This window comes from Methylovulum psychrotolerans (assembly GCF_002209385.1).
In the GTDB taxonomy this organism is placed as follows: Bacteria; Pseudomonadota; Gammaproteobacteria; order Methylococcales; family Methylomonadaceae; genus Methylovulum; species Methylovulum psychrotolerans.
Window position 1 is genome coordinate 4606743 of record NZ_CP022129.1, and the last position, 17008, is coordinate 4623750.

The following is a 17008-nucleotide window of genomic DNA, read 5'->3' on the forward strand; positions in this document are numbered from 1 at the left end:
ATGCGCTTAACCCCCTTAGCGGCCAGCGCCGCGTTTGATAACGTTGAAGGCGACCTGAAACAGTTGTTTATTGATTTGTTCGGCACTTATTTGGCAGACAGTATGGCCGATGCCAGCACCTTGGCGTTGCCGGAATACGCTTCCGAGACCTTGCTGCGCAAATCCCTGAACGATTATGGCTTGGTTTTATTGGAAAGCACCCTGCGCCCCGCTACCGACTACGACAGCCTGTTACGGCTGGTGTTTAAAGCCTGGCGGGGCCGCAACGGCAATGGCCGTGGCCTGGCGTTTTTCCGCACCCTGATCAGCGCCTTATATCCGCCCGGCACCACCTCGGTGGTGCCGCTTTGGCAGCCCCATGCCTTGCCTTATGGCTCCGGCATGGTCACGGCCTTGCCGCCCGGCACCAGCACCGCGTGGCTGACCAGCCGGATTGCCCTGCAAGTGCCGACCTCGGTAAACGTCGGCCTGTTGCACGACCTGATCGCCTACTCGCTGCCTGCCCGCTTTGTTATCCATATCCTTGATGACTTGTCCGGCGATGCCGCCGCCAACCCGGCCGCCACCGCCGCCCTCAGCGTCGCCAACGTAATGACGCAAGCCGGGGTCTTGATCGTCAGCCTGACCGGCAACACGCTGTACAGCGTTGACGGTTCTGACTTCGGCGACTTTAACGCCGAATTGCTCAAGGCTTCCGACTATGCCGACTGGAACAGCCAAAACCAGACTATCGCCCTGAACAGCAGCGGCGCTTACCGGATTGTCGCGCAAGTCAGCCTGACCCTGGCCGATAGCTACTACAGCCTGAACGGCCCTTGTGGCGTGGCGGTCGAGGCCGCCCAGTTGCCGCGTAGCCGCTATAACATTAATAATGCCTGGGAGCCGTCACCTGACGTGGTGCTGGGCTGGCATGACGAGTTTTTGGTCGATGCCGCCACGCCCTTGGAAACCGCGTTGCGGGTGTACCTTACTAACCAAGGCTCGCCTTATAGCGTCTATACCCAAGTTAATGTCTTGCTGTTGGTGCAAAAACTTGACGATAGCCTGCTATGAGCCTTAGCCTGACCGTCGTCACCCACACCGACCCGCGCCGGGCGCGTGACCTTGGCCCCTGTTTGGCCTCGGTGCAGGCGGCTTTAACGCCCGCTTGTCGGCATGTCGTCATCCCACTGGCCGCCGAGACCGAAGACGCATTTTTTGCCGCCCGCTACGCGGCGCTGCAATTAGGCGAGGTGGTCGCGTTTGTCGATGACGATGACACCATCAGCCCCGACGCGCTCCGGCTCTGTCTGGAAGCCTTGGCGGACAATACCCTCGGCGTGGCCTTTACCGACTGCATGATCGTCTGCACCGACGGAGTCGCCCGCCGCGCCCCGCCGTGCCGGGATTACCAAGCCATCTGCCGCAGCCCTTCCGCCCTGCACCATCTGGCGGCCATCCGCACCGCCTACGTCAGCGACCGCTGCCTGCGCCTCGCCCGCCAGTACCAATGCGGCATCGAATGGCTGATGAAGGCCGAAGCGGCGCTCAGCCAAGGCGCGGTACGCATCCCCCACATCGGCTATTACTACGTCAACCACCCGCAGCAACAGCAACGCACCGGCAACCCCGCCATCCGCCAACGCTATAGCGAAGCGATTAAGCCGTTGGGTGAGGTATTGGCGGGGTTGCCGGTGCGTTGCTGTTGCTGCGGGTGGTTGACGTAGTAATAGCCCCGCAACACCTGTGCGCCCACCAACTGTTCGAGCGGCACGCCGCCATGCAGCCGGACGCGCCCGCGCTGGACTATGCCGGGCAAACGCTCAGTTACGGCGGCCTGAACCGCCAGGCCAACCGCGCCGCCCACGCGCTGCGGCGGCTGGGGGTGCGACCGGACGGGCGGGTGGCGGTCTGCGCCGGGCGCGGGGTGGCGGCGATTGTCGGCCTGTTGGCGGCGCTCAAGGCGGGCGGGGCGTATGTCCCCATCGACCCGGCGTTGCCGGACGGGCGGCTGGCCTATCTGCTGGCCGACAGCCAACCCGTGGCGGTGCTGGCCGATGCGGCCGGCCTCGCGCGGTTGCCTGAGGGCTTAGGCCTGCCTGTACGGGTGTTGGATGCGGCGGGCGGTTTGGCGGATTCGGACGGTTTAGGGGATGTGGTGGGTTTCGGCCACAACATAGACCCCGCCGCCGTGGGGCTGGCCCCCGGCCATTTGGCCTATGTCATTTACACCTCCGGCTCGACCGGACAGCCCAAGGGCGTGATGAACCCGCACCGGGGGCTGTGTAACTTGGTGCAGGCGCAACCGGGGCTGCTCGGCATCCGTCCGGCCAGCCGCGTCCTGCAATTCGCGTCCTTGGGTTTTGACGCGAGCGTCTGGGAGATTTTCACCGCTTTGGGCAACGGCGCGTGTTTGTGCTTGGCGGACACCGGGGCTTTACTGCCCGGCGCGGCGTTGGCGGCGACTTTAGTGGGGCAGGGCATCAGCCACGCCCTGTTGCCGCCCGCCGCCGTGGCGACGCTGCCGGACCCGTCGGCCTTGGCCGGGCTGACCCTGATTGTCGGCGGTGACGTTTGCCCGCCCGCCTTGGCGCAACGCTGGGCGGCGCATGTCCGCCTGTTTAACGCCTACGGCCCCACCGAAGCCGCCGTGTTCGTCACCACCCACGCCTGTCTGTCGCACCGTGCGGGCAGTGTGCCGATAGGCCGCCCCATCGCCAACACGCAGGTGTACATTTTGGACCGGCACCTGCAAGCCGTGCCGCCGGGCGTGGCGGGCGAGCTGTATATCGGCGGCGCGGGGGTGGCGCGGGGCTACCTGAACCGCCCGGCGCTGACTGCGGAACGCTTTATCGCCAACCCGTTCCTTAAGGGGGGCGATGGTGATGCTGGCGACAGCAATGGCAATGCCTATCCCTGTTTGTATAAAACCGGCGACTTGGGGCGGTGGTTGCCGGACGGCAGCATCGCTTATCTGGGGCGTAACGATTTCCAGGTCAAACTCCGGGGCTTCCGCATCGAGTTGGGCGAGATCGAAGCCCGTTTATGTCTATGCCCCGATATCCGCGAGGCCGTGGTCATCGCGCGGGAAGACCAGCCGGGCGACAGGCGGCTGGTCGCCTACCTGATCCCGGAAGCCGGGCAAGTTCCCGACCCTGCCGAATTGCGCCGGACACTCGCCGGACAACTGGCCGAGTACATGCTGCCCGCCGCCTTCGTCAGCCTGGAACAGTTCCCCTTGACCGCCAACGGCAAGCTCGACCGCCAGGCCTTGCCCGCCCCGGACGGCGGCGCCGCCGCACGGGGCTATGAAGCCCCGCAAGGCGCTACCGAGACCCTGATCGCCGGGCTGTGGCAAGAACTGCTGCATTTGGGACAGGTCGGGCGGCATGACCAGTTCTTCGAGCTGGGCGGACATTCCTTACTGGCGGTGCAATTGGTCGCCCGGCTACGCCAAACCTTGGGCGTGGAAGTGCCGTTGCGCGAAGTGTTCGCCCATCCGGTGCTGGCCGAATTCGCCCTCAGCGTCGGCCAAACCGCACACAGCGCTTTGCCGCCCATCCTGCCCTGCGACCGTAGCCGCCCCATTCCGCTGGCCTGGGCGCAACAACGGCTTTGGTTCCTCGCCCAGCTCGACCCCGCCGCCAGCTTGGCTTACCACCTGCCGCTGGGGGTGCGTTTGGACGGCAGGCTTGACCGCGCCGCCCTGAGCGCCGCTTTAGACCGCATCATCGCCCGCCATGAGGCGTTGCGCACCACGTTCAGCGAAGATGACGGCGAACCCCGGCAACACATCGCCCCCGCCGGGTGCGGCTTTTGTCTGGCCGAACACGACCTGAGCGGGCTGGACAGCGCCGCCCAAGCCGCCGCCGTCACCGGACACAGCGCCGCTGAGGCCGAGACGGCGTTTGATTTCGGCCACGGCCCGCTGATCCGCGGCCGCCTGTTGCGCTTGGCCGCCGACGCGCACCTGCTGCTGGTCACCCAGCACCACATCATTTCCGACGGCTGGTCGGTGGGCAGGTTGCTGCACGAGTTCGCCGCCCTGTACGCGGCGTATTGCCAAGGCCTGCCCGACCCGCTGCCGCCGCTGGCCCTGCATTACCCCGACTACGCCGCTTGGCAGCGCCAATGGCTGCAAGGCGCGGCGCTCAACGCCCAACTCAGCCATTGGCGGCAGCACTTGGACGCTGCGCCCGCCCTGTTGGCCTTGCCCACCGACCGCCCGCGCCCCGCCCGGCAAAGCTACCACGGCGCGGATTGGCGTTTCCGCTTGCCGCCAGAACTCAGCCGCGCCGTCAGCCAGTACGGCCAACGCCACGGCGCGACCCTGTTCATGACCCTGCTCACCGCCTGGGCGGTGTTGCTGTCGCGCTTAAGCGGCCAAACCGACGTGGTCATCGGCACCCCTATCGCCAACCGCCGCCACGCCGAACTGGAGCCGCTGCTCGGCTTCTTCGCCAACACCCTCGCCCTGCGCGTCCGCCTCGACGGCGACCCCAGCGCCGACGCGTTGCTTGCCCAAGTCAAGGCCACCACCTTGGCCGCTTACGCCCACCAGGACCTGCCTTTCGAGCAGTTGGTCGAAGCCCTCAACCCGCCGCGCAGCCTTGCGCACAGCCCGGTGTTCCAAGTGCTGCTCAGCCTCGACAATACCCCCGGCGGCGGCTTGCCCGACCTGCCCGGCCTGCGCCTGTCCGGCCACGGCCAAGACCGCCAAACCACCCAGTTCGACCTCAGCCTGTCCCTGGCCGAACACGGCGGCGTGCTCAGCGGCACCCTCCAATACGCCACCGACCTGTTCGACGCCGCCAGCGCCGAACGCATAGCCGGGTACTACCAGACCCTGCTCGGCCAGCTCACCGCCGACGGCCAGTGCCCGGTCAGCCGCCTGCCCCTGCTCAGCGCCGCGCAACGTCGGCAACTGCTGGACACCTTTAACGCCACCGAAGCCGATTACCCGCAACACTTGTGCGTCCACCAGTTGTTTGAACGCCAAGCGGCACAAACCCCCGCAGCCGTTGCCTTGGTTTTTGAAGGCCACAGCTTAAGCTACGCGGAACTAAACCGCCTCGCCAACCGCCTCGCCCACCGCCTGTTGGCTTTGGGGGTGCGGCCTGACAGCCGCGTGGGCATTTGTGCCGAACGCAGCCTGGAGATGGTCATCGGTTTGCTTGCCATCCTCAAGGCGGGCGGGGCGTATTTGCCGCTGGACCCGGCCTACCCGGACGGGCGGCTGGCCTATCTGCTCGAAGACGGCCAACCCGTCGCCCTGCTGACCCAAACGGCCTTGCGGGCGCGTCTGCAAGGTCTGCCGGGCGGCGGTTTGCCCTGCATCGTCATGGACGGGTTGCCGGATGCGGCGGGGCAGGGTGGGGATGACCTGAACCCTGACCCGCAAGTGTTAGGGCTGACCCCGGCGCATTTGGCTTACGTCATTTACACCTCCGGCTCTACGGGGCAACCGAAGGGGGTGATGATTGAACATCGGAACACCTTAAACCTTATCGCTTGGGCCAGTACCGAATTCAGCTCCGCGCAACTGGCACAGACCCTGTTCGCCACTGCCATTAATTTTGACTTGGCAGTGTTTGAATTGTTTGTACCGTTAAGCACAGGCGCTTGTGTCCGTTTGCTCAAGGACTTACGCGGCAGCGACAGCCCGCTGGACTGTGTCACCCTCATCAACACCGTGCCGTCCGCCGCCAAACTGCTGCTGGACAACCGCCGTATTCCCGCCAGAGCCAAAACCATCAATTTGGCGGGCGAACCCCTAACACGGACGCTGGCCGAACGGTTATTTACCGACAGCCCGGCAGAAACAGTGGTTAACCTGTACGGTCCTACCGAAACCACGACCTATTCGACGTGGGTCGCCATGCCCAAAGCGGGCGGCTTTCTGTCCCATATTGGCCGCCCTATTGCCAACACGCAAATTTATATCCTCGATAGCCATCGGCAACCTGTGCCGCTGGGGGTGACGGGCGAGCTTTACATCGGCGGTGCGGGCGTGGCGCGGGGTTATCTGCACCGCCCCGAACTGACCGCCGAACGCTTTATCGACAATCCCTTCCGGCCAGACAGCGCGGCGCGTCTGTACAAAACGGGCGATATAGGCCGCTGGTGGCCGGACGGTACTATCGAATATTTAGGGCGCAACGATTTCCAAGTCAAGCTCCGTGGCTTCCGCATCGAATTGGGCGAAATCGAAGCCCGTTTATGTCTATGCCCCGGCATCGGCGAGGCGGTGGTTATCGCCAGGGAAGATATGCCGGGCGATCAGCGTCTGGTCGCCTACGTTGTTCCGGCGGCAGGCCACAGCCCAGACCCCGCCGGACTGCGCCGCCAGCTCGCCGTGCATTTGGCCGACTATATGCTGCCCGCCGCCTTCGTCAGTTTGGCGGCGTTGCCGCTGACCGCCAACGGCAAGCTAGACCGCAACGCCCTGCCCGCGCCTGAAGGCGACACCGCCGCCACCCGCTGTTATGAAGCCCCCCAAGGCCACACCGAGACCGTCATCGCCGGGCTTTGGCAAGAGCTGCTACATCTGGAACACGTCGGGCGGCAAGACCAGTTCTTTGAACTGGGTGGGCATTCGCTGCTGGCAGTGCAACTGGCTGCAAGGCTACGCCAAACGCTAGGCGTGGAACTGCCGCTAAGCGAGGTATTCGCCCATCCGGTGCTGGCGGAACTCGCCCTGAGCGTCGCCCAAGCCGGCCAAAGCCTGTTGCCGCCGCTGCTACCTTGCGACCGTAGCCAGCCCATCCCACTGTCATGGGCGCAACAACGGCTCTGGTTCCTCGCCAAGCTAAACCCCGAAGCCAGTGCCGCTTTCCATATCACCGCCGGGTTACGCTTACAGGGCAAATTAAATAAAACGGCCCTGAAAGCCACGCTAGACCGGATAGTGCGCCGCCATGAGATATTACGCACCTGTTTTGTCAGCGTTGACGGCCAACCCCAGCAAGTCATTGCCGAGCCGGGTTTTGCGTTATGGGAACGCGACTTACGTCCGCCCACAGCCGACCCTATCGATATAAACCGCTTATGTGCCGAAGAAACTGCGCGGCCTTTTAATTTGGCACAAGGGCCGCTAATCCGTGGCCAGTTATTACAATTGGCCGATGATTGCCATATCCTATTGATAACCCAACACCATATTATTTCCGATGGCTGGTCTTTTGGCATCATCGTTCAGGAAGTCGGGGCGCTGTATCCCGCGTTTTGCCAAGGCCTAGCCGACCCTTTGCCGCCTTTGGCTGTTCAGTATGCCGATTATGCCGTCTGGCAACGGCAATGGCTACAAGGTGAGGTGCTGGCACAGCACTTGGATTTTTGGCGGCAGACCTTAAGTGCCGCCCCGACCTTACTGAGCTTGCCGACCGATAAGCCTAGGCCTGCGGTGCGTAGCCATGCGGGCGGCAATATCGGTTTTACGGTATCTGCGGCCTTGTCCACGGCAGTCAAAGAACTGGCCGACCAGCAAAACGCCACGTTATTTATGGCCTTGCTGAGCGCGTGGTCTGTCCTGATGGCGCGTTTGTCGGGACAAACTGATATTGTCATCGGCACCCCGGCCGCCAATCGGCCTTTGGCGGAATTGGCACCGCTCATCGGTTTTTTCGTCAATACCTTGGCCTTACGCGTGCCGCTAACCAATGACCCGACAATTGGCGAATTGCTTGCCCAAGTCAAAGACCTGGCCTTACAGGCACAAGCCCATCAAGCCATGCCGTTTGAGCAAATTGTCGAAGCGCTCAACCCCGAACGCAGCTTAGGGCATAACCCGATTTTCCAAGTCTGGTTGAATTTGAACAACACCCCAGAAGTCGCCAGTTTGGCGTTCCCTGAACTCGACATTATCGGCTTGGACGTGCCGCAACACACTACCCAATTCGATTTGACCCTATCCTTAACGGTAGTAGGTAAAGAGATTGTCGGGAATTTAGGCTATAGCAAAGACCTGTTCGATGTGCCGACGGTACAGCGTTTTATCTGCTATTTCTTGGCTATTTTGACGCAAATGGCCGACCAACCGGCATTACGCATTAGCCAATTAGAATTGCTGACACCTGCCGAACAGCAATGGCTGATGCAATTAAACCAAACCGCCGCCGCTTATCCTACCGAAAAATCCCTGCATGGATTGTTTGAGGCACAGGCGGCGCAGACACCCGCCGCCACCGCCCTCATGTTTGCCGGACAAGCCATGAGTTATGCGGCTCTGGATGCCCAAGCCAACCAATTGGCGCATTACCTGCAAGCGCAAGGTATCCGTGCCGAGATGCCCGTCGCGCTGTGCGTGGAACGCTCACCCGCTATGCTGGTCGGCCTATTGGGCATTTTGAAAGCGGGCGGGGTTTATGTGCCGATAGACCCTGATTACCCTGTAGAGCGTATCGGCTATATTTTACAGGACACCCAAGCCCCGGTTTTATTGACCCAGCAACACTTACGGAACAGGTTGCCTCAGGACTTGGCCAAGTTGGTGTGTCTGGATCAGCCGGGCATCTTGGCAGATTATCCGGCGGATAAGCCCCAAGTACCGCTACAGCCCTTAAATCTGGCCTATATTATCTACACATCCGGTTCTACGGGACAGCCTAAAGGGGTTTTAGTCAGCCACCGCAACGCCGTGCAGTCAACAACCGCCCGCTTTGCCGCGTATAAAAACCCGTTGCGGGCTTTCCTATTAGTCTCGCCGTTTGTCTTTGACAGCTCGGTGGCGGGGCTGTTCTGGACTTTATCCCAAGGTGCTTGCCTGTGTTTGCCGGAACCGGAGGTGGCCAAAAACCCTACCGCCTTAGCGGCGTTAATCGCCCGGGAACAAATCAGCCATATCCTTGCCTTACCGTCTTTCTATACCGCCCTCTTGGCGCAAGGCGCGGAGCAACTGCAAACCTTGAACACGGTCATTGTCGCGGGCGAAACCTGTCCGGTCGAGGCCGTCAAACACCATTACGCCCAGTTAGGCCATGCCGCTTTATACAATGAATATGGCCCGACCGAAGCCACCGTTTGGAGCAGTGTCTACGCCGCCAGCGCGGCGGACAGTAACCGCCCCTTACCGATAGGCAAGCCGATTGCCAACGTCCGGCTGTATGTGCTGGATGCCGGACTAATGCGCGTACCTGTCGGCGTGACTGGAGAACTGTACATTGGCGGCGCGGGTATCAGCCGGGGCTATTTGCACCGCCCGGATTTGACTGCTGAACGCTTTATCCCCGACCCGTTCGGAGCAGACGGGGGACGGTTGTATAAAACCGGGGATTTGGCGCGTTATCAGCCTGACGGCAACCTCGAATTTTTGGGGCGTAGCGACCAACAGGTAAAAGTGCGCGGCTTCCGTATCGAGTTGGGCGAAATTGAAGCCCGTCTTGCCGCTTGCACGGGGTTGAGTGACGTGGCGGTGCTGGTGCGCGAAGACCAGCCGGGCGATAAGCGCTTAGTCGCTTATTTGCAAACGGCGGACAGCCTGCCTGTGGCACAGTTGCGCGGCGAGTTACAGGCGGTGTTGCCGGAGTATATGATCCCCAGCGCGTTTGTCTGCCTAAGCCAGTGGCCGATAACGGCAAACGGTAAGCTCGACCGTCACGCCTTACCCGCACCGGACAGCACCGCAGTGGCCTTACAGGGCTATGCCGCACCGCAAGGGGCGGTGGAAACCACCTTGGCCGAACTGTGGCAAACGCTGTTAGGGATAAGCCAAGTGGGCCGCGACGACCACTTTTTTGAATTGGGCGGGCATTCCTTGCTGGCCATCACCTTGATTGAGCAAATACAACAACAAGGTTACGCCGCTGATGTCATGAGTGTGTTCACCACGCCTGTATTGGCCGAAATGGCCGCCAGCATTGCCGAAACCGCCGCTAACCGGGAAGTGTTTAGTGTGCCGCCGAATGTCATCCCGACCGATTGCACGGCACTGACCCCCGATATGCTGCCTTTAGTGACGCTAAGCCACAGCGAACTTGCGCAAATCACCGCGCTAATACCCGGCGGCGCGGCCAATATTGCCGACATTTATCCGCTGTCGCCGTTGCAAGAAGGTATGGTGTTCCACCATTTGCTGGCAACGGACGGCGACGCGTATTTAATGCGCCTGCTGTTCCGGTTTGACCAGCGCAGCCGTTTGGCCGCTTTTCTTGAGGCCTTACAAACCGTTATCAACCGCCACGATATTTTGCGCACCGCCATTGTTTGGCAAGGCTTGGCGGAACCTGTCCAAGTTGTGCAACGCCACGCCCTATTACCGATGACCGAACTGGCTTGCAGTGCGGGTGAAGACGCTATGCAAGGCCTATTAGCGCGTACCGATCCGGGGCAGTTACGGCTGGATCTGCAACAAGCCCCGCTGTTTGCCGCCTATTACAGCCACGATGCGGCCTCCGGGACTTGGTTATTGGCCTTGCTGAACCACCATGTCATTCGGGATCATATTACGGGGGAATTGGTGTTGGCCGAAATCCAAGCCTTGCTGGCCGGGCAGGGCGGGCGTTTAGCCGCCTCCTTGCCATACCGCAATTATATTGCCCAAGCACGCGCGGTGCCTGTCAGCCATCATGAAGCCTATTTCCGGCAACAATTGGCCGAGGTTACCGAGCCGACCGCCCCGTTCGGTTATCTTGATGTGCAAGGTGACGGCAAAGACAGTCGGGAAGCCCAGTTGCCATTAAGTCCTGCCTTATCGCAAGCGATTCTCCAGTGCGCCAAACAACAGGGGGTCGCTAACGCGGTCATCTTCCATGCCGCTTGGGCGCAAGTGTTGGCCGGGTGTACAGGCCGGGACGATGTGGTGTTCGGTACGGTGTTGTCAGGGCGGCTGCAAGGCTTGGGGGTTTCTGACCAAGCTTTGGGCATGTTTATGAATACCTTGCCTATCCGTATCTGTTTGGCGCATTTGACCGCCGGGCAATTAGTGCAAGAAACCCATCGGCAATTGACCGGGTTACTGGCGCACGAACAGGCTCCGCTCGCTTTGGCGCAGCGGTGCAGCGGCGTTACCGCCTCTCTGCCCTTATTTACGGCCGTGCTGAATTACCGCCACAGCCATAAAGCGGGTGATGAGGCCGCTAACGCGGCTTGGCAAGGTGTGGAACTGTTACGCGCCGAAGAGCGCACCAACTATCCCATTACCTTGTCTGTCGATGATTTAGGCGAAAGCTTTAGCCTTGCTGCCCAATGTATCGGCAGCATCGACCCGGCACGGGTCGCCGCTTACCTTGAGGCCGCCATTAGCCAATTGACGGGGGCACTGCTACATCAGCTTGACCAGCCCGTCAGCCAACTTAGCATTTTACCCGAACCTGAACGCCAGCAACTCCTCTACGGCTTTAACCACACCGCCACCGCCTACCCGCAACACCTGTGCGCCCACCAACTGTTCGAGCGGCACGCCGCCATGCAGCCGGACGCGCCCGCGCTGGACTATGCCGGGCAAACGCTCAGTTACGGCGGCCTGAACCGCCAGGCCAACCGCGCCAAGCTGTCCGCATCGATCAGATCCCGGCTCCGCTCAACTGCCCGCTTTTTTTAACCATGTTAATAATCTAAAAAATTCGTTTATTATCGTCCATATAGCCACAAAAACCCTTAACTTAATGGCAGTGAGGGTTGGGGTGGGGAGAATAAAATCAATGACTTATACTTATGGCTTAGAGATTTTAATCAGACTGCTTTCTGTCTGATTAATGAAAAAAGCCTTATTTAGATTCTCCCCACCCCATCCCTCCCCATCAGGGGAGGGGGACGGATTCCATTGCAACTTGTTGTTTTAAATTAATTTATTCAACTTTTCAATATCCGGTAGCTGAGCTATTTATCCGAATATTAAAAACTGGATGATCGAGTATTAGGTGTCCCAGCCGATAAGTTTTATGTATTCCCATCGCCCCGCCGATTTTATAGACTTCAATTGATCCTAGCGAGCAGATTATGACCACGTTCACCACCCCTTCGGGAAGCCGTACGACCTTAACCACCAGTGCCTTAAATGCGCTGGCCAGTGCCACTTATATCAGTTGCGGGGTGATTGATGTCAAAACCGCCGCGCCGACTGATGTGGTCATCGAAGTGGAGGCCACGCCGGGGACGGTGTCGGGTTCTAAGCAACTGTCGGTGTTTGTTCAGGCCAGTTTCGATAACAGCAATTTCAGCAGTGGCCCGGTGTCCGGGGTCAGCACTACGGATGAACCGAATTTGCTGTTGTTAGGCACTCTGCCGTTAAATTCTAACAGCACCCTGCAACGTAAGCCGTTTTCGGTGTTGTTGGCGTTAGGCTATGTGCCGCCGTATATCCGCGTCGTTTGTAAAAATGAGACCGGGGCGGCGTTGGCGGCCAGCGGCCATGGCGTGTATTACACGCCGTACACAGGAAATGGCGCGTAATGTCTAACCAAATTATTCAGCCTGGGCAATTGGTTGGTGTAAACCCGCGTTATGCCCCCAATATGGTGGCTTTGTGGAATGCCGCTGTGCCGGATGTCAATTATGCTAAAGGCAGTAGGGGCAGTTTTAACGCGGCAAACATTACGGATGGGATAGCCAAACAAGGGCGGTATAAAAAGTTTGCCGGGGGCACTAACACTAACACGCCCAATAGATATTATTTGCCTACGGTTGGTGAGGGGTCGGCGATAACCATTATATGGTACGGCTATTGTACGTCAACAGGCGTGGGCTGGATTATGTCGTCGAATGATAGCACTAACGGCATTTATCAGGTTCTTATGAACGGTGCGCTGGTGTTTGATGTGGCTTTTTCCAGCAGCGCAGGGCAATGGCAAAGCACGAATAGTGCTTTTTATAGCGGGGATATAGCGGTTTTTGCTATCACCTTTGATGCGTCGAGTACCGCAAACACCCCGATATTTTATAAAAACGGGATACCCTTTGCGGTTACCAAAAACACCAATCCCGTAGGCACGGTGCGGGCTTCTAGTGGGTTGTTGAGTATAGGGAACCAGACTGACCCTAATAACGTCGGTTTTTCTAGGCAACGGCCTATGATCGGCGGTTTGTTGGGTTTGGCGATGCTGAACAGGGTATTGCCAGCAAACGAGTTGCTCAGCCTGTCCGGCAATTTTTGGCAATTGTTCGCCCCTAGGGTGAGCCAAATCTGGACGCTGCCGCCTATTATCAATTTGGCGGGGGCGGCGCAGGACCGTGCCGCCGCGACGGGTAACTTGGGTGCGGGCATGGCGTTGGCAGGGGCAGGGCAGGGTGTTGCTAATGCAGCTGGCCAGCTCGGTATGGGCTTGGCCTTAAGCGGCAATGCCTTGGCGGATGCGACGGCGGGCGCGGCGTTGGCGCAACGCTTAGGCGTAGGTGGTACGGCGCAAGCCGATAGCACAGCGACGGCGGCGGTGCAGCAAACCCTGAGCCTTAGCGGTTTGGCGGTGGCGTTGGCCAGCGCCGACGGGGTGCTGAACCAGCACGTCGGTTTAAGCGGCAGTGCCGCGAGTGTCAGTATTGCCGACGGCATCCTTAAGCTGGATCTGCATTTATCCGGTACGGCTTTAGCCGCCGTCAGCGGTACAGGCGGGTTGGCTACCGCCGTGAGTTTGACGGGTGCGGCGGTTGCCGACAGCACCGCCACCGCGCAAAGTCGCCAGCAGGTGACTTTGGCGGCGGCGGCTCAGGCGGGTGCACAGGCCGGGGCGGTGCTGAACGTTACGGCGACAGTAGCCGGGTCGGCACTGGCGGCGGCATTGGCGGCGGCAGGTCTGAGCGGCTTGGCTGACGATAATGCGTTAACAGGCAATGCCGAAGGCACTAGCCTAGCCGCAGCGGCTTTACGCGCCAGCCTACCGTTGGCGGGTGCGGCGGTGGCGGGCGTGACGGCCAGCGGCGGGCTGGCGGTGCCTGTGCCGTTAAGCGGGGTCGGGGTCAGTGTCGCGGCGGGTAGCGGCGATTTGACGGTCGGCTTTAGTGCTCAGGCTTTGGCCGAGGCCTGGGCGCAGGGTGATTTGACTATCGCCATCCCGTTAAACGCGGCGGCTCTGGCCAGCAGTCTGGCGCAGGCGTATTTGGCGACGGCGGGCGATTATTTGCTGCCTGCGGTCGGGCGGTACGGTATGAAGAACTTGACTCCGTTGGCCGCTATGCACGTCTTGACCGATCATTACGGCATGGCCAGCCTAACCCCGTCCTACACATTACAGGTGCTACACTGATGGCGATTTTGAAAGAGAAAGTGGAAACTGGCCGCAACACCGATATTACGCTGTTGTTTCTGGTGAATAACAAGGCGATTGACCATAAGCAACTGACGCGGGTGCAGTTGTATCTTGGCGATGTGTTGCTGGATAGTCAGATGCGGTCGGATTTGTTTGATTTTAGTCAAAGCGATGGGCTGGTGGTTAAGCTAGGCCAAGCGGGCTTGGCGGTAGGGCGTTATCTGTGCCGGGTGTATTTGTTTGATAGTGTTAATACGCTGGGTAAGCCTTGGGATGATGATGTGTTGATGGTGGAGGTTTTGTAGGCCCTGCACGCGGTTTTGCCCGACAGGAGCCGTGCGGTTTGCAGGGTCTTAAGGTAGCGGTGGTTTTTGGGCGTTTGTTTGTTTGTTCGAGTGCGGCGGCATTTAGCTTATTCTGCAAATATTCGGATAAGGTGGTGAGATTTGGACATGGACAAGCCTTGGTATCTTGTCTGTGCAGTTTAGTGGCTAGGCCGGGCCATTGGTAATCTTTGCTCGGAAATTTTTGCTCTATAGCCCTTACAGCAATAGTTTCCATCAGTTTGCTACCGTTGTCATTTTGGCAAACCTGTGTTATCCAAAAGTTTAGAATTTTATCCCGGTCTTGTTGATTGGTTTTATCCCAAATAAGGCAACCGATTTTGCCCGCAAGCTTCGGGTCGTCTGTTAAGCAGGGCGCGTCAGGTAGCTTAATGTTTTCAAAGTTAGCCGCTTTGCCTACCCGTTCCCGCAGGTCTCTTACTTTCTGTTCAATGGTTTTTTTACCATCAGGCGTTTGATAAGCGGGTACTTGTTGCAATTGCTGCCGATATTTTTCAAGCAATTTATTGAGTGCATGGGCATCGGCCAAGGGCAAATAGCTATAGGGCAGTATTATTGCACGAGTCAGCGTAGCCCCGCGTAAATCCGCGCCAGTCAGCGTAGCATTGCTTAAATCCGCGTCAGTCAGCGTAGCCTCGAATAAATCCGCGCCAGTCAGCGTAGCATTGCTTAAATCCGCGTCAGTCAGCGTAGCTCTGACTAAATTCGCGCCAGTCAGCGTAGCATTGCTTAAATCCGCGCCAGTCAGCGTAGCCCCGCCTAAATCCGCGCCAGTCAGCGTAGCCCCGCCTAAATCCGCGCCAGTCAGCGTAGCCCCGCCTAAATCCGCGCCAGTCAGCGTAGCATTGCTTAAATCCGCGCCAGTCAGCGTAGCCCCGCCTAAATCCGCGCCAGTCAGCGTAGCATCATTGCTTAAATCCGCGTCAGTCAGCGTAGCCTCGAATAAATCCGCGCCAGTCAGCGTAGCCCTGCCTAAATCCGCGCCTTCTAATTTAGCCATGTTTAGTTGGGCTTGATCCAAACGGACATGGTTTAAGTTGGCATGTTTAAGGCTTGCCCTCCTTAAATCCACGCGGGGCAAGCTGCTTTCGGAAAAGTCGGCGTAATCAAAATTGCGCCCTTTTAAATCCAGCGGGCTTATCTTGTTGAGTTCGCTTGCGGCAACTTGTGCTTGGTCTGCCGCTAAGGTGGCGGCAAGCTTTGGTTTTACTTCCGTATCCGCAGTCAGTAATTGCTCGCGCAGTATCATATTGCGTGGCAACCAGCTATCAACTAGGTAGCATTGTGTTTTTTTCGCGCTATCTGTTTGGGTGTTGTTATCACTATTACAGTTACTGTAAGTCACGCGAGTAGGGTCATACTCCATAAGTTGCCGTTTGTTGGAGTCGTTTATTTCTATGGTATTTTTTTCATGTAGCCACGCTGTGGGCTTAAATAATAAACGCGGCGCAGTTTCTGGGACGAATAATCCTAATTCTCCGGGGTTAATGTCCGTAAGCAACCAACCTGTTGAGATTTTGTGGTTGTCAAACCAAAGTAAGGCTTTAAGCCAGCGCTTTTCTTGACCAGAATCCGGTGTTATCGACACCAGCCAGCTAAAGCCTAGGGCGGTTAGCAGCAATAAGGCCATGAGCCAGCGGATAAAGCCGTTCCACAGAGTCTCTAACCCCACTTGCATCCGTCGCTGATGTTGGGGGTTGAACATGACTTGCCAGCCGCTTTGCAGCCACAAACCCAGCCAAGCCCACTTAGGGCGGGATGCAATGGCGATGCGCCATCTGCGCCAGTGTAGCTGTGTGTAACGCCATTCGCAGGTATATAGGCGGCGCAAACCTGAACCTAGTCCTGTCAGTTGCCGCCACCAATGCAGGACGCTGTTGTTTTTATCGAGTATTTTAGCCCACAGATACGCCAGCATTAACACATCAATGCTGAGCCAAGATTGCTGCCAGAACACAATACCTTCATCATGGTAGGGTAAAAAACGGGCCTGCATCCACCAGAACATCAACAAAGGCCAAATGACCAGCGAGATAAGGCTGATGAGGATCATGATGAGCTGAATAATGATGCCGTTCTTTCCCAGTAGCCAGTGCATGAAGGGCAAGTTACCCAAGCGGCGGCGGATGTCTTCTCGCATGGGGTCTAGGCGCAAGGCTTCTTCAAACTTAAACGCCAATTGCGAGAACAGGTAATGCTGCACCAGTAGGTATAAGTGCATAAAAAATAGGAACGGTGGCATGAATTGGTAAAAGCCCACGATGGGGATTTTGACATCCAGCAATGGCAGGGTGACAGGGTCGACGCGCAAGATTTGTTCGTGGTCGGTTGCCACCACGATGAGGCTTAGGTAGATCAGCAGCGATAAAAAGGTGATGGTGAAACTACGCAGTTCGGCCGCTTCGGTGCGGACGCTGTCGAGCATTTCGCTGGCGGTGGGTGTAGGCATGGCGTTTACCTCGTGTGGTTTAGGCCGTGGCGATAGCGTACACCCAGTGTTTTGATAAT

The 17008-nt window shown here is 58.7% G+C and carries 7 protein-coding genes; 6 read left to right on the forward strand and 1 reads right to left on the reverse strand.

Annotation, left to right across the window (positions count from 1 at the left end):
• The 6 genes from CEK71_RS20780 to CEK71_RS20805 all read left to right on the forward strand — a co-directional run bounded on the left by CEK71_RS20780 (position 1) and on the right by CEK71_RS20805 (position 14461).
• Positions 1 to 1053 carry a hypothetical protein gene (locus CEK71_RS20780; RefSeq protein WP_088621173.1) on the forward strand — a complete coding sequence of 351 codons (1053 nt, stop codon included), beginning with the start codon at positions 1 to 3 and terminating at the stop codon, positions 1051 to 1053.
• Positions 1050 to 1706: a glycosyltransferase family A protein gene (locus tag CEK71_RS20785; protein ID WP_088621174.1), complete on the forward strand. Its 657-nt coding sequence runs from the start codon at positions 1050 to 1052 to the stop codon at positions 1704 to 1706. The genes CEK71_RS20780 and CEK71_RS20785 overlap by 4 nt, the downstream gene beginning before the upstream one ends.
• Entirely contained in the window at positions 1694 to 11515 is a 9822-nt protein-coding gene (locus CEK71_RS20790; RefSeq protein WP_157679501.1) for a non-ribosomal peptide synthetase, read from the forward strand. The genes CEK71_RS20785 and CEK71_RS20790 overlap by 13 nt, the downstream gene beginning before the upstream one ends.
• 398 nt (positions 11516 to 11913) lie before the next feature.
• Positions 11914 to 12366 carry a hypothetical protein gene (locus CEK71_RS20795; protein ID WP_088621176.1) on the forward strand — a complete coding sequence of 151 codons (453 nt, stop codon included), beginning with the start codon at positions 11914 to 11916 and terminating at the stop codon, positions 12364 to 12366.
• Entirely contained in the window at positions 12366 to 14153 is a 1788-nt protein-coding gene (locus tag CEK71_RS20800; protein WP_088621177.1) for a hypothetical protein, read from the forward strand. The genes CEK71_RS20795 and CEK71_RS20800 overlap by 1 nt, the downstream gene beginning before the upstream one ends.
• Entirely contained in the window at positions 14153 to 14461 is a 309-nt protein-coding gene (locus CEK71_RS20805; RefSeq protein ID WP_088621178.1) for a hypothetical protein, read from the forward strand. The genes CEK71_RS20800 and CEK71_RS20805 overlap by 1 nt, the downstream gene beginning before the upstream one ends.
• On the opposite strand, the gene CEK71_RS20810 is transcribed toward CEK71_RS20805, so the two are convergent.
• The gene (locus CEK71_RS20810) at positions 14406 to 16949 is read right to left on the reverse strand and encodes a pentapeptide repeat-containing protein (RefSeq protein WP_088621179.1); all 2544 of its coding nucleotides are present in this window, start codon (positions 16947 to 16949) and stop codon (positions 14406 to 14408) included. The genes CEK71_RS20805 and CEK71_RS20810 overlap by 56 nt on opposite strands.
• Positions 16950 to 17008 lie beyond the last annotated feature (59 nt).

Bases quoted from the DNA above. Each gene is read 5' to 3' on its own strand.
- CEK71_RS20780 (WP_088621173.1), top strand. From the start codon at position 1: ATGCGCTTAACCCCCTTAGCGGCCAGCGCCGCGTTTGATAACGTTGAA.
- CEK71_RS20785 (WP_088621174.1), top strand. From the start codon at position 1,050: ATGAGCCTTAGCCTGACCGTCGTCACCCACACCGACCCGCGCCGGGCG.
- CEK71_RS20795 (WP_088621176.1), top strand. From the start codon at position 11,914: ATGACCACGTTCACCACCCCTTCGGGAAGCCGTACGACCTTAACCACC.
- CEK71_RS20800 (WP_088621177.1), top strand. From the start codon at position 12,366: ATGTCTAACCAAATTATTCAGCCTGGGCAATTGGTTGGTGTAAACCCG.
- CEK71_RS20805 (WP_088621178.1), top strand. From the start codon at position 14,153: ATGGCGATTTTGAAAGAGAAAGTGGAAACTGGCCGCAACACCGATATT.
- CEK71_RS20810 (WP_088621179.1), bottom strand. From the start codon at position 16,949: ATGCCTACACCCACCGCCAGCGAAATGCTCGACAGCGTCCGCACCGAA.